The 12,662-nt window shown below is 62.3% G+C and carries 12 protein-coding genes and 1 pseudogene; 4 read left to right on the forward strand and 9 right to left on the reverse strand.

The window, feature by feature from the left end:
* Positions 1-172 precede the first annotated feature (172 nt).
* Complete coding sequence (locus AB3G88_RS11890) at positions 173-1,210, forward strand: Ldh family oxidoreductase (RefSeq protein ID WP_158878705.1); 1,038 nt, start codon at positions 173-175, stop codon at positions 1,208-1,210.
* 118 nt (positions 1,211-1,328) lie between these two features.
* Here AB3G88_RS11890 and AB3G88_RS11895 read toward each other — a convergent pair whose 3' ends face one another.
* Entirely contained in the window at positions 1,329-1,649 is a 321-nt protein-coding gene (locus tag AB3G88_RS11895; RefSeq protein WP_099585224.1) for an ElaB/YgaM/YqjD family protein, read from the reverse strand.
* A gap of 163 nt (positions 1,650-1,812) precedes the next feature.
* On the opposite strand from AB3G88_RS11895, the gene AB3G88_RS11900 reads away from it, so the two are divergent.
* Positions 1,813-2,067, forward strand: a complete 255-nt coding sequence (locus AB3G88_RS11900) for a hypothetical protein (protein WP_099585223.1) — start codon at positions 1,813-1,815, stop codon at positions 2,065-2,067.
* Here AB3G88_RS11900 and AB3G88_RS11905 read toward each other — a convergent pair.
* Positions 2,039-2,959: a LysR family transcriptional regulator gene (locus tag AB3G88_RS11905; protein WP_112195037.1), complete on the reverse strand. Its 921-nt coding sequence runs from the start codon at positions 2,957-2,959 to the stop codon at positions 2,039-2,041. The two genes, AB3G88_RS11900 and AB3G88_RS11905, sit on opposite strands and share 29 nt — an antisense overlap.
* 91 nt (positions 2,960-3,050) lie before the next feature.
* Here AB3G88_RS11905 and AB3G88_RS11910 point away from each other — a divergent pair, with 91 nt between their 5' ends.
* The gene (locus AB3G88_RS11910) at positions 3,051-3,977 is read left to right on the forward strand and encodes a carbon-nitrogen hydrolase family protein (protein WP_480454124.1); all 927 of its coding nucleotides are present in this window, start codon (positions 3,051-3,053) and stop codon (positions 3,975-3,977) included.
* A gap of 70 nt (positions 3,978-4,047) precedes the next feature.
* Here AB3G88_RS11910 and AB3G88_RS11915 read toward each other — a convergent pair whose 3' ends face one another.
* From AB3G88_RS11915 to AB3G88_RS11925, 3 genes and pseudogenes are all read right to left on the reverse strand, one after another.
* A complete protein-coding gene (locus tag AB3G88_RS11915; protein WP_480454126.1) occupies positions 4,048-4,605 on the reverse strand; it encodes a GNAT family N-acetyltransferase in 558 nt (185 codons plus the stop codon).
* Between the two features lie 18 nt (positions 4,606-4,623).
* Positions 4,624-5,084: pseudogene (locus tag AB3G88_RS11920) on the reverse strand (LEA/WHy family protein).
* Between the two features lie 12 nt (positions 5,085-5,096).
* Positions 5,097-6,524, reverse strand: coding sequence for a nucleobase:cation symporter-2 family protein (locus AB3G88_RS11925; protein WP_112195041.1), 1,428 nt, complete (start codon positions 6,522-6,524; stop codon positions 5,097-5,099).
* 232 nt (positions 6,525-6,756) lie between these two features.
* Here AB3G88_RS11925 and AB3G88_RS11930 point away from each other — a divergent pair, with 232 nt between their 5' ends.
* Complete coding sequence (locus AB3G88_RS11930) at positions 6,757-8,382, forward strand: methyl-accepting chemotaxis protein (protein WP_099585217.1); 1,626 nt, start codon at positions 6,757-6,759, stop codon at positions 8,380-8,382.
* 74 nt (positions 8,383-8,456) lie between these two features.
* Here the strand turns inward: AB3G88_RS11930 and AB3G88_RS11935 are convergent, their stop codons facing one another.
* From AB3G88_RS11935 to AB3G88_RS11950, 4 genes are read right to left on the reverse strand one after another with little or no spacing between them, the layout of a single operon-like run.
* On the reverse strand, positions 8,457-9,434 hold the full coding sequence (locus AB3G88_RS11935) for an NAD(P)-dependent oxidoreductase (protein ID WP_480454128.1): 978 nt from the start codon (positions 9,432-9,434) through the stop codon (positions 8,457-8,459).
* Positions 9,431-10,723 carry an MFS transporter gene (locus AB3G88_RS11940; RefSeq protein WP_112195045.1) on the reverse strand — a complete coding sequence of 431 codons (1,293 nt, stop codon included), beginning with the start codon at positions 10,721-10,723 and terminating at the stop codon, positions 9,431-9,433. The genes AB3G88_RS11935 and AB3G88_RS11940 overlap by 4 nt, the downstream gene beginning before the upstream one ends.
* 45 nt (positions 10,724-10,768) lie before the next feature.
* Positions 10,769-11,710, reverse strand: coding sequence for a sugar kinase (locus AB3G88_RS11945; protein WP_480454130.1), 942 nt, complete (start codon positions 11,708-11,710; stop codon positions 10,769-10,771).
* Positions 11,703-12,485, reverse strand: a complete 783-nt coding sequence (locus AB3G88_RS11950) for a sugar phosphate isomerase/epimerase family protein (protein ID WP_480454131.1) — start codon at positions 12,483-12,485, stop codon at positions 11,703-11,705. The genes AB3G88_RS11945 and AB3G88_RS11950 overlap by 8 nt, the downstream gene beginning before the upstream one ends.
* Positions 12,486-12,662: the final 177 nt, after the last annotated feature.

The raw sequence follows: 12,662 nt of genomic DNA on the forward strand, positions 1-12,662 counted from the left end.
GTCTCCAACGTGGCGGGTAGTAAGCCCTCAAGGTAGGGGCTGCCACAGAGTGCTTGGCGGTACATAACTGGGTGGGTTCGCAAGCAGCCGTTGACAGCAGGCACGGCAGGCGTTGTTTAATCGACGGTCTGGATTGTTGTTGTCTCTTCCAATTATAAAATCGGAGCTACAGATGTCTGCCCAGTCCCCGATAGTTGAACATGCCACGGCCTTGATTGAGTTCAACGACCTGGTGGGGTTGTTGCACGCGGTGTTTATCAAGCACGGCACCTCACCCGAGGTTGCAGCGATCCTGGCGCACAATTGCGCCAGCGCCGAGCGCGACGGCGCCCATAGCCACGGGGTCTTCCGCATCCCTGGTTACCTCAGCACCCTGGCCAGCGGTTGGGTCAACGGCAAGGCTGTGCCTGTGGTCACTGACGTGGCGTCCGGCTTTGTGCGCGTCGATGCGTGCAATGGGTTTGCCCAGCCAGCCCTGGCGGCGGCGCGAGGGCTGCTGGTCGAGAAGGCGCGCAGTGCCGGCATCGCATTGATGGCGATCCATAACTCCCACCACTTCGCGGCCCTGTGGCCAGACGTCGAACCCTTCGCCGAAGAGGGCTTGGTGGCGCTGAGTGTGGTCAACAGCATGACCTGCGTGGTGCCCCATGGCGCCGACCGGCCGTTGTTCGGCACCAACCCCATCGCCTTTGCCGCGCCGCGTGCCGACGGTGCCCCGATTGTGTTCGACCTGGCCACCAGCGCCATTGCCCACGGCGACGTGCAGATCGCCGCGCGCAAAGGCGAGCGCTTACCGCCGGGCATGGGCGTCGACAGCCTCGGCCAACCCACCACTGACCCTAAAGCCGTGCTTGAAGGCGGCGCGTTGCTACCGTTTGGCGGCCACAAAGGCTCGGCATTGTCGATGATGGTCGAGCTGCTGGCGGCGGCGTTGACTGGCGGCAACTTCTCCTTTGAATTCAATTGGGCTGATCATCCGGGGGCGCGTACGCCGTGGACCGGGCAGTTGCTGATCGTGATCGACCCGAGCAAAACCGCGGGGCAGAATTTTGCCGAGCGCAGCCAGGAACTGGTGCGGCAGATGCATGCGGCGGGGTTGCGACGGTTGCCCGGTGATCGACGGCATCGCACACGGGCGAGGTCGTTGGAGGCGGGAATTGAGCTACAGGCTCAGGACTTGGCGCAATTGCAAACGTTGGTGATGGACTGAGCAGAGGCTGTCAGGCTGCGTTGGCGGCCCCGCAGATTGCGGGGTGTCAATACGTCCGCCACGCAGCCTCGCCAAGGCTCGACAGCTGCTACTCGAACCTGATGCGCATCCGGCTCGATCAGTTACGACGACCCAGCAACAGGCCCACTACCAGGCCAAAGCCTGCGGAAATCGCCACGGTCTGCCACGGGTGGCCACCGATGTAGGTCTCCGTGGCATCCACCACCGGCTTGCTGCGCTCGCGCACGCTGGACACCGAGTCCAAGGCTTGCTTGAGTTTGATTGCAACTTGCTCGCGCAGGGTTTCGCCTTCTTCGCCCACCAGGGCAGCGCTGCTTTTGAGCAATTTGTCCGACTCTTCGATCAGCGCGGTGAGTTCGCTGAAGGCTTGATCCTTGATTTGGTCTTCGACGGCTTGGGCAGCAGTTTTGCGGGCCATTGGGTGACTCCTTGCGAGTGAATGTGGCAGTGAACAATGGAGTGTCGCGTGATGGCAAAAGTTGCAGTTTTTTTGCCGTGGCGTGCTCTTGAGCAAAATCCGAATCAGGAAATTTCGACCTACAGTGTAAGATGTCGCCTATTTGTGCAGCAGGTAATTCAACATGAGCTTCAATCTCGCCAACAAGACCCTCGCCGAACGCGCCGAGCTGGAAGATGAAAAGTCCCGCCTCTACGACCTGTGGCAAACCAACCTGGGCAAGGCCAAGGGCGAAGCGGCGCGGTTGTTTGGCGAGCGTGCCAAGCGCAAGGGCAAGTGGGCCGAGTGGGTTCGCGCAGAGCTTGATGGCATGTCGCCGCCGGAGTTTTCCGGCATGGTGCGCAGCGAAGTCAACAAGTTGATGGCGGCGGCGAAGTAAAGCTGGCGGCAATCGCTTCGCGTACTTTGAGCAGCATCGGATCCAACTGGGCCTGGGTGCGCCAGCCCAGTTCCACCGGGTAACGCGGCAGTGCCAGCGGGCAGGGCAATACGCGCAAGCCGGTCATCTCGGCAATCGCCTGTGCCGCATGCCCCGGAATGGTTGCCACCGCGTGGCCGCCCTTGAGCAAAAACGGCAGCGCGGCAAAATGGCTGGTCGACGCACACACTTGGCGACTCAGCCCTTGCGCTGCCAACCCCTCGTCGGTGATGCCGATAAACCCGCCGGACGACACCAGCACATGCTCACGGGCGACGAACTCGTCCAGGCTGATGCTCACCTGTTGCGGCGCGAGACTGTTGGGGTCCACCAGACAGCGGTAATCACCTTCTGCCAACACCTGCCGACTCAAGCGGTTCTGCGCAAACCCGCCGGCGGTAACTGCCAGGTCGAGTGTGCGGTCGAGCAGGGCGTCAGCGACGATCTGGCTGTGGGTCTGACGAAAAATCACACGCAGTTTCGGTAAACGTCGGGCGATCTCCTGCATCAAGCGGCGGCCGTAGGCAATTTCAAAGTCGTCGGACAGCCCCAGTACCACGGAGCGCCCCTGATAATGCGGATTGTCCGGGTTGACCATGGCCAGGCTTTGCCGGCAGCGCTCCAGCGCCTCACTGATCACCGGCTTCAATTGGTTGGCCCGCAGCGTCGGCGCCAGGCCTCGGCCAGTGCGCACGAACAACGGGTCGCCGTAGACCTCGCGCAAACGGCGCAAGCCCGCGCTGATGGCCGATTGCGTAACACCCAGGCGCAACGCTGCGCGGCTCGCGCTGGATTCGTCATGCAGGGCTTCGAAGGTTTTCAGCAGGTTCAAGTCGACCTGGGCGATATTCATTTGGCTCATATCATTCAGTGCTGAGGTGGGCTTTATTCATGATCACGGCTGGCCGGAGAATGGGCAACCCCCCTTCTTCGGAGTGATCGTGATGCCTATTTCCACTGTAGCGGCTTTGCAAATTGGCTCATTGCCGGGCGGCAAGGCCCAAACCCTTGAGCAAATCCTCGGCTACGAGGACGAGATCACCCGCAGCGGCGCGCAACTGGTGGTCATGCCCGAGGCGCTGCTCGGCGGTTATCCCAAAGGCGAAGGCTTCGGCACGCAACTGGGCTACCGCCTGCCCGAGGGGCGCGAAGCCTTTGCCCGTTACTTTGCCAACGCCATTGATGTGCCTGGCGTCGAGACCGAGGCGCTGGCCGGCCTGTCGGCGCGCACCGGGGCCAGCTTGGTGCTTGGCGTGATCGAGCGCAGTGGCAGCACGTTGTACTGCACCGTGTTGTACATCGAGCCAACGGGCGGCCTGGTGGCCAAGCACCGCAAACTGATGCCCACCGGCACTGAGCGCCTGATCTGGGGCAAGGGTGATGGCTCGACCTTGCCGGTGATCGACACGGCAGTCGGGCGGATCGGCGGCGCCGTGTGCTGGGAAAACATGATGCCGCTGCTGCGCACGGCGATGTACGCCAAGGGCGTGGAGGTGTGGTGCGCGCCAACGGTGGACGAACGCGACATGTGGCAAGTGAGCATGCGCCACGTGGCCCACGAAGGACGCTGTTTTGTGGTGAGCGCGTGCCAGGTGCAGGCATCGCCCCACACGCTGGGGCTGGAGGTTGCCAACTGGCCAGCAGACCGCCCGTTGATTGCGGGCGGCAGTGTGATTGTCGGCCCCATGGGCGATATTCTCGCCGGGCCATTGCTGGGTGGCGCGGGGCTGTTGACGGCGCAGATCGATACCGATGACCTGGCGAAGGCGCGGTATGACTATGACGTGGTGGGGCACTATGCCCGCCCGGATGTGTTTGAGCTGACGGTAGATGAACGCGCCAAGCCAGGCGTGCGCTATATCACCGATTGAAACCGGGTCGACATGCTGGAGGCCGGCTTGATAAGCCGGCTTCACACGGTTTGAGTGTAAGAGGGCGCCCTCAGCGTTTGTGGGCTTGGGATTCCAACCACTCCTCGCGGGTCATCTCCCAGATATCCCGTAGGAAGGTGCCTTCGACAAACTGCCCCTCATCCGTCCTGATCAGCCGCATCCCCGTACGCTCGGAAATCCGCCGCGACCCCAGGTTGGGTGCGGCCTTGGGCACACGCATCAGCGGGCGCTGCAGCACGGTGAACCAATAGTCGGTCACCGCCGCACTGGCTTCGGTCATCAGCCCCTGGCCCTGCCACGGTAGCGCCAGCCAGAAACCACGGTTGTTATCCACTTCATCCATCAGGCTGACATTGCCGATCAGTTGCTCAGGCGCGGTTTTGAGGCGGATTGACCAATGCCATTCCTCGCCCCGAACCATTGCAGGCAAAGCCACGTTTTGCAGATAGGAGAGGGCGCCGTCGACTGGGTAGGGCCAGGGCACGAGGGCGTTGAGGTAACGCACCACCTCCCAGTGGGGAAAGTGCTGTTGGACCGCGTCGGCATCGTCCAGCGTCAGCGGGCGCAGGATCAGGCGTTCGGTATAAAGGGTGGGCAGCGCATCCATGTTGCAGGAACTCCATGTTTACCAAGTGGCAGTGTTAGGCAGGTCCAGGGTACCGCGATCCACAAACCGCATCGTGCCAAACAACCCGCCCGCGAGTTTGCCGCGCAGTACATAAGGCAAATTGTTCAAGCTCTGGGTTTGGCTCAAGCCCAGGGTTTGGCGCAACACAGAGAACGCCGAAACGCTGACCGGTACCCTCAGCACCGTCTCCGAAAAGCGTGGAATGCTGCCGGCCTGATCGCTCACGCCGGAGGCTAACGGTCGGCCATTGACCTCCAGGTCCAGGGCCACGCCGTTGTAGTCGATCGCTGCTTCATTGGGTTTTGCACCCGCAGTTTCACCACGAAGCGCACTTCCAGTTCCTGGCTTTGCAGGGGCTCGATGCCCACCACCGTGATGTTGACCGGGTCGCGGTTGGGGAACAGCGTGCAGGCGCTCAAGGTCAGCAGCAACAGTGATAGAACCATGAGCTTGCGCATACAAAGGTGCTCCTATTTCGTGACGTCCGGGTCCTGCATCACTTTGAGGGTAGAGGACTCCGGATCAAATTCATCTTCTTGCAGTGCTATGAACTCTTCCGGCAGGAAAATGTTCAGCAGGATGGCACAGAACGCGCCCACGGTAATCGGCGACTCGAAGATGTTGTGCAGGGCCTTGGGCAGGTCACGCAGCACTTCCGGCACGGCGGCGACGCCCAGGCCCATGCCGAGGGAGATGGCCACGATCAGCACATTGCGCCGGTGCAGCCCGGCTTCGGCGAGGATCTTGATGCCGGCCACGGCCACCGTGCCGAACATGATCAGGGTCGCGCCGCCCAGCACCGGCTTGGGCATCAGTTGCAGCACTGCGCCGATCATCGGGAACAGCCCCAGCAGCACCAGCAAACCCGCGATGAAGTACGCCACGTAGCGGCTGGCCACGCCGGTCAGCTGGATCACGCCGTTGTTCTGGGCGAAGGTCACCATCGGCAGGCTGTTGAACGTGGCGGCCATCGCCGAGTTGAGGCCGTCGGCCAGCAGGCCGGACTTGATGCGCTTGATATACAGCGGGCCTTTGACCGGCTGCTGGGAAATCATCGAATTGGCGGTCAGGTCACCGGCCGCTTCCAACGGCGAAATCAGGAAGATCACCGCTACAGGGATAAACGCCACCCAGTCGAACGAGAAACCGTACTTGAACGGCACCGGCACGCTGATCAAAGGCACGTGGGGCAGGGCGGCCAGGTCGACGCGGCCCATCCACCACGCCACCACAAAACCCAGGGTCAGGCCGATCACGATCGAACCCAGGCGCAGGAACGGGTTGTTGAAGCGGTTGAGCACCACGATGGTCACCAGCACCAGTGCCGCCAGGCCCATATTGCTTGCGGCCCCCAGGTCGCTGGCGCCAAAGCCGCCCGCCATGTCGGTGACCGCCACCTTGATCAGCGACAAGCCCATCAAGGTAATGATGGTGCCGGTCACCACCGGGGTGATCAGCTTGCGCAGCTTGCCGATGAACTGGCTGAGCACCACCTCGATAAACGCCGCGAAAAAGCAGATGCCAAAGATCGTCGAGAGGATTTCATCGGTGCCGCCGCCACGGGCCTTGACCATGAAGCCCGCACTGAGGATCACGCTGATAAACGAAAAACTGGTGCCTTGCAGGCACAGCAGCCCCGAACCTATCGGGCCGAACTTACGCGCCTGTACGAAGGTGCCGAGCCCCGACACAAACAGTGCCATGCTCACCAGGTACGGCACTTCGCTTTCCAGCCCGAGCACACCCCCGACGATCAGGGTCGGGGTGATGATGCCGACAAAACTCGCCAAGACATGCTGCAACGCGGCAAAGATCGCCGCAGTGAAGTGCGGGCGATCTTCCAGGCCGTAGATCAGGTCGGATTTATAGCGCGGGCGGGGGGCTTGAGCGTCAGACAAAATGCGGGCTCGGGTCAGAAAATGGAGGCGCAGGATGCCAGAAACGGTCGATCGTCAGAAGTGTAAAAAAATATTTATGAGTGCTCTGCGTAAAACCCTGCACTCAGCCGATAACGTGTATAGGCCCACCGATCAATAACAACAGTGGGCCGAGGTCTGAGCGGTGCGTTGACGCCGGCGGATCGTTTCGCGGCAAGGATGCGCGCAAACACTACTCCAGAGAGTCTCGTCTATGTCCCTCCGTCACCTGAATATCGCCCCTCGTGCTTCTCTCGGTTTCGCGTTTATCGCGTTGTTAGTGGTTGTTCTTGGCGTGTTTGCGGTCAACCGCATGACGCTGATCCGCGAGGCGTCGGTGGCCATGAGCGCCAACCAGCTACCCAGCGTGACGTACTTGGGCACGATCACGGAAAACGTGCTGCGCATGCGCATCCTGTCGTTTCGCGTACTGGTCAATCGCGATCCTGCCGCGTTGCAGGAAGCTGAAACCCGCATCGGCGTGCTGACCGACAAGGTCAAGACAGCCCAGGCCGGTTACGCCACGTTGCCTGCCGGGCCGGAAGAGGCGGCGTTGTACAAGACGTTTGGCGCCACGTTGGACAACTACTTAAAGGCCCAGGCCGACATGCTTACCCTGTCCAGGCAAGGCAAAGTCGATGAGATGCGTGCGCTGATCAACAGCCGCATCAAGGACGGCACCGACCAGATGGGCGAGCAACTGAACAAATTGATCGCTATCAATGCCGCCGATGCCAAGGCTGCCGACGCTGAAGCCGGGCACGGCTACGACAGCGCGATCACCGGCGTAATCGTAGTCTCGGTCGCCGCCGCCTTGCTCACGGTGTTGCTGGCCTGGCTGCTGACCCGCAGCATCGTCACGCCGTTGCGCAAAGCCGTGGCCGTGGCCGAAACCATCGCCGCCGGCAACCTCAGCACCGCCATCGCAGACGACGGCAACGACGAACCGGCCCGTTTGATCGGCGCCCTGGCCGCCATGCAGGCCAACCTGCGTCAGACCATCCAGCACATCGCCGGCTCGGCCACGCAACTGGCGTCCGCCGCCGAGGAACTCAGTGCGGTCACCGAAGAAGCCTCCAAAGGCTTGCAGCAACAGAACAATGAAATCGATCAGGCCGCCACCGCCGTCAACGAGATGACCGCAGCGGTGGAAGAAGTGGCGCGCAACGCCGTGTCCACTTCCGAGGCGTCCAGCCAGTCCAACCAGGCCGCACGCGAAGGTCGCGACCGGGTGGTGGAAACCGTTGGTGCGATCCAGACCATGACCCAGGACGTGCAGAACACCGCCGCGATGATCGAAGGCCTGGCCACCCAGGGCCGCGATATCGGCAAGGTGCTTGACGTGATCCGTGCGATCGCTGAGCAGACCAACCTGCTGGCGCTCAACGCCGCCATTGAAGCGGCCCGTGCCGGTGAAGCGGGGCGCGGTTTCGCGGTGGTGGCGGATGAGGTGCGCGCCCTGGCCCATCGCACCGCACAGTCGACCCAGGAGATCGAAAAAATGGTCGCCGGCATCCAGAACGGCACCGGCGAAGCCGTGCAATCCATGCAGCAAAGCAATCAGCGCACCCAGAACACCCTGGAAATGGCGCGCGCCGCCGGTGTGGCGCTGGAGCAGATCACCCAGTCCATCAGCCTGATCAACGAGCGCAACCTGGTCATCGCCAGCGCCTCGGAAGAACAGGCCCAGGTGTCCCGCGAGGTTGACCGCAACCTGGTGAATATCCGCGACCTGGCTACCCAGTCGGCGGCGGGTGCCAACCAGACCAGCGCGGCCAGCCATGAGCTGTCGCGCCTGGCGGTGGATTTGAATGGGATGGTGGCCAGGTTTGTAATTTGATTCACTTTGCAATGCAATCCAACTGTGGGAGGGGCAAGCTCCCTCCCACATTTGGTTTTGTGTCGTGTCAGGGGTTATTGCTTCCAGGACCCTGGATTCACCAGGTTTTTCGGCTTTTCCCCTGCCAGCGCCGCCAGCAGATTATCCACCGCACACTTGGCCATCGCCTCCCTTGTCTCATGAGTCGCCGAGCCGATATGCGGCGTTGCCACCACATTGTTCAAGCGCAGCAACGGTGAGGCGTGATTCAGCGGCTCCTTCTCAAACACATCCAATCCAGCTGCCCGAATCGTGCGTTGCTGCAACGCCTCGACCAGCGCCGCCTCATCCACCACCTTGCCCCGCGAGATATTGATAAAAATCGTCTCGGGGCCCATCAGTGCAAATTCCTCTGCGCCAATCAGTTTTTCGGTTTCTGCCGTGAGCGGCAACGTCAGGCAGACGAAATTGGCTTCTTTGAGCAACGCCTGCAAGCTGCGGTACTGCGCGCCAAAGCGCTGTTCCACCTGCGGCTTGGGCGAATGGCTGTGGTAGATCACCGGCATGCCAAAGCCAAAATGCCCGCGCTGGGCCAGGGCTTCGCCGATGCGGCCCATGCCGATGATGCCCAGGGTCTTGCCGTGCACATCGCTGCCAAAGTGCGCAGGGCCGATGTTCTTGTTCCATTGGCCGGCGCGCACCATATCGGCCAGTTCCACCACGCGCCGGGCGGTGGCGAGGATCAGCGCGAAGCCGGTGTCGGCGGTGGTTTCGGTGAGCACGTCCGGGGTGTTGCTGAGCAGGATGCCGCGCTGGGTCAGGTAGTCGATGTCGTAGTTGTCGACTCCGACCGACACGCTGGCCACGGCCTCCAGGTGCGGCGCGAGGTCCAGCAATCCGGCGTCCAGGCGCAGGCTGGCGCCCAGCAGGCCATGGGCGGCCGGCAGGGCGTCGCGCAACTTGGCCAGGCCGGTGTCATCCAGGGCTTCGATCAGCGTGACCTCGGCGTGTTCATGCAGGCGGGCCATCAGCGGCGCGGAGAGTTTCTTGTACAACACGACAGACTTTTTCATGAGGTCTTTACCTTCAACTCCAGAGTGGGTGCCGGCGAGCGGTCGCTGGCACCGGGCTTGAGGAAAATCGTCAGCACCACCGAGAGCATCAACGCACCGCTCATCAGCAGGTACGAAGCGCCGGGCGAACCGGTGCTGCTATTGAGATAACCCACCAGGTACGAGCCGCCGAACGAACCGAGCGCGCCCATGCTGTTGATCAGTGCCATGGCGCCACCGGCGACGTTGGCCGGCAGGATTTCCGGGACGATGGCGAAAAACGGTCCGTAAGGCGCATACATGCAGGCCCCGGCAATCACCAGCAGGGTGTAGGACCACCAGAAGTGTTCAGCGCCGAGCACGTAGGAGGCGTAGAACGCGATGGACGCGATCAACAGCGGCGGCCACACAAAGCGTTTACGTTTTTGCAGTTTGTCCGAGCCCCAACTCACCACCAGCATGCCGATCACCGCCGCCAGGTAGGGCAGCGCCGACAGCCAGCCGGCCTCGACCATGTCCATCTGCAAACCGGCTTTGAGGATCGACGGCAGCCACAGCACAAAGCCATACACACCGATGCTCCAGCAGAAGAACTGCAACGCCAGGATGATCACCTTGGGCGAGCGGAACGCTTCGGCGTAATTCTTCACGGCCTTGATGCCGACCTGTTCGGCGGCGAGGGCGGTTTCCAGGCTGTGCTTTTCGCTGTCGCTCAGCCACTTGGCATCCTTGGGCCGCTCATCGGCCAGCTTCCACCAGATAAACGCCCACAACACGGCTGGCAGGCCTTCGATGATAAACATCCAGCGCCAGCTGAAATGCTGCACCAGGTAGCCCGATACCACCGACATCCACAGCATGGTCACCGGGTTGCCGAGGATCAGGAAGGTGTTGGCCCGCGAGCGTTCCGCACGCGTGAACCAGTGGCACAGGTACACCAGCATCGCCGGCATCACCGCGGCTTCGACCACGCCGAGCATGAAGCGAATGACGATCAGCATGTAGGCGTTGGACACCACGCCGGTCAGGGTGGCCAGGCCGCCCCACAGGATCAGGCTGACGAAAATCAGCTTTTTGACGCTGCGCTTCTGCGCGTAGATCGCCCCCGGCACCTGGAAGAAAAAGTAACCGAGGAAAAACAGTGCGCCCAGCAATGACGACATGCCGGGGGTGATCATCAGGTCTTCGGCCATCCCGGAGGCGGCGGCAAAGCCATAGTTGGCGCGGTCCAGGTAGGCCAGGCTGTAGGTGATAAAAACGATGGGCATGATGTACCACCAACGGCGGGTGGCGAGTTTCACGGTTTCCATGGGGTTGCTCCTGAGCTTGTTGTAGTTGTGGCAACAGGGTGTGGGTCACGCAACGGATCGGACGGGTAGTTCAGCGCGGGTCGGCAGGCCTTCCATATCGCCACGGCTTTGCACGGCGCGGCTGCCGATCCAGTTGCCGCGTTGCACCGCCTCGGGGAAGCTGAGGTTTTCCAGCAGGGCGCTGATCATGCCCACGGCAAAGCCGTCGCCGGCACCGACGGTGTCCACCACCTTGTCCACGCGCACGGCGGCGACAAAGCCTTGGTCCAGATGGGTACGGAAGTAGGCGCCGTCCGGGCCGAGCTTGATGGCCACGGCTTCGGCGCCCTGGTCCAGGTAGAACGCGGCGATATCGGCCGGGTCGTCGAAACCGGTCAGCAGGCGGCCTTCACTCAAACCCGGCAATACCCAATCGGCCAGGCCGGCGAGGGCGTTGACCTGGCGGATCATCTGCGCTTGGCTGGCCCACAGCGACGGCCGCAGGTTCGGGTCGAACGACACACTGCGCCCGGCCTTGCGCATCTGGGTCATCAACTCGACCGACAGTTCGCGAGTGGCCTCGGACAGCGCGGGAGGAATCCCGGTGGCGTGCAGATGGCGGGCCTGCAGCAGCGCCGGGCTGATGGCCGCGATGGACAAATGGCTGGCGGCGGAGCCTTTGCGGAAGTACTCCACCTGCGGATCGGCGCCGGCTTCTTCACGGGACTTGAACTGAAAACCGGTGGGGTGCAGCGGGTCGACGGCCACGTGCTGGCAATCCAGACCTTCCTTTTGCAGGGTGTCGACCACAAAGCGGCCGAGCGAATCGCTGCCCACCCGACTCAGCCACGCCACATTAAAGCCCAGCCGCGACAGGCCAATGGCGACATTGCTGTCGGCCCCGGCAATACGCTTGTGAAACTGGCTGACCTGGGCCAGATCGCCAGGCTGCTCGGCGACCAGCATCGCCATGGTTTCACCAAACGAGAGGATATCGATCTCAGACATGGGCATGCTCCGCAGTGGGTTGGCCTAGGACGGCGAGGGCGGCGACCTGCTGCGCGGTCACATCGATCAGGTCATCGCCTTGCAGTGGAAATTCCACCGCCCGTGTAATGCCTTGAGTCATATGCTTGAGCAGTTGTTCCCACAGATGCAGGTCGGTGGCGCCGGGCGGCAGCGCCACCAGCTTGCCGTCCGGGCGGCGGGCCACGGCCTTGCAGTGCAGGTAGTCCACATGCCGGCCCAACAGGCGTGCGGCGGTCAGGGCAGATTGATCCTGCCACTGCCAGTTGCCGATATCGAAGGTCATCTTCACCGGCAGGCCCAGGCGCTCGACTTCGGTAAAGAACCGTTGCATCGGCTCGATGCGCCCGCCGTGCAGGGTCTGGTCGTTTTCCACCAACAGCTGGACCGGGTGGCGATTGAGCAGGGCGTGCAGGCTTTCCATGTCGTTGGTGTCGGTGAAGTAACCGAGGGAGACTTTCAGCCAGCGCGCGCCGAAAGCCTGGGCGCGGTCCAGGGTTGCGCTCAGTTCTGCGTTGGGCTGGGCGCGGCCGGCAACCCATAATTCCAGGGGCGATGAGAACACCGCTTCCAGGCCTTGGGCGGCAGCGGCTTCGGCCAGTTCGGTGGGCTGCTCGGCGGTCAGCAGCTCTTCGCGCCATTCGATGCGCCGGGCACCGGCGGCTGCCAGCAGGTCGACAAAACTCAGCTGGCCCTGCTGGCGGACCAAGTCCGCGCCGTAGCTGGAAAGGCTGATGGAGACGGGGTATTTATGCATTGTTGTGTACCTCTGAAACCGGTTTCATTTTTCGACGTGATAAAAATTCAATCAACCTTGACGCGTCCGCGGGTTTCGCCCCGTAGATACCGTCTTGACTCGCACCGGGCAACCGCAAGTTTCGACCCGTAGATACCGCGTTGACTCTCACCGGGCAACCGCCCGTTTCGGCCCGTA

It is taken from the genome of Pseudomonas arvensis (genome assembly GCF_056688935.1).

Excerpts from the sequence above, each read along its gene's own strand:
- AB3G88_RS11950 (WP_480454131.1), bottom strand. The coding sequence starts at position 12,485 with ATGCATAAATACCCCGTCTCCATCAGCCTTTCCAGCTACGGCGCGGAC.
- AB3G88_RS11895 (WP_099585224.1), bottom strand. The coding sequence starts at position 1,649 with ATGGCCCGCAAAACTGCTGCCCAAGCCGTCGAAGACCAAATCAAGGAT.
- AB3G88_RS11915 (WP_480454126.1), bottom strand. The coding sequence starts at position 4,605 with ATGGATGCGCTGCCCACCCTTTATACCGAACGCCTGATCCTGCGCCCG.
- AB3G88_RS11930 (WP_099585217.1), top strand. The coding sequence starts at position 6,757 with ATGTCCCTCCGTCACCTGAATATCGCCCCTCGTGCTTCTCTCGGTTTC.
- AB3G88_RS11900 (WP_099585223.1), top strand. The coding sequence starts at position 1,813 with ATGAGCTTCAATCTCGCCAACAAGACCCTCGCCGAACGCGCCGAGCTG.
- AB3G88_RS11940 (WP_112195045.1), bottom strand. The coding sequence starts at position 10,723 with ATGGAAACCGTGAAACTCGCCACCCGCCGTTGGTGGTACATCATGCCC.
- AB3G88_RS11890 (WP_158878705.1), top strand. The coding sequence starts at position 173 with ATGTCTGCCCAGTCCCCGATAGTTGAACATGCCACGGCCTTGATTGAG.
- AB3G88_RS11910 (WP_480454124.1), top strand. The coding sequence starts at position 3,051 with ATGCCTATTTCCACTGTAGCGGCTTTGCAAATTGGCTCATTGCCGGGC.
- AB3G88_RS11935 (WP_480454128.1), bottom strand. The coding sequence starts at position 9,434 with ATGAAAAAGTCTGTCGTGTTGTACAAGAAACTCTCCGCGCCGCTGATG.
- AB3G88_RS11945 (WP_480454130.1), bottom strand. The coding sequence starts at position 11,710 with ATGTCTGAGATCGATATCCTCTCGTTTGGTGAAACCATGGCGATGCTG.
- AB3G88_RS11905 (WP_112195037.1), bottom strand. The coding sequence starts at position 2,959 with ATGAATATCGCCCAGGTCGACTTGAACCTGCTGAAAACCTTCGAAGCC.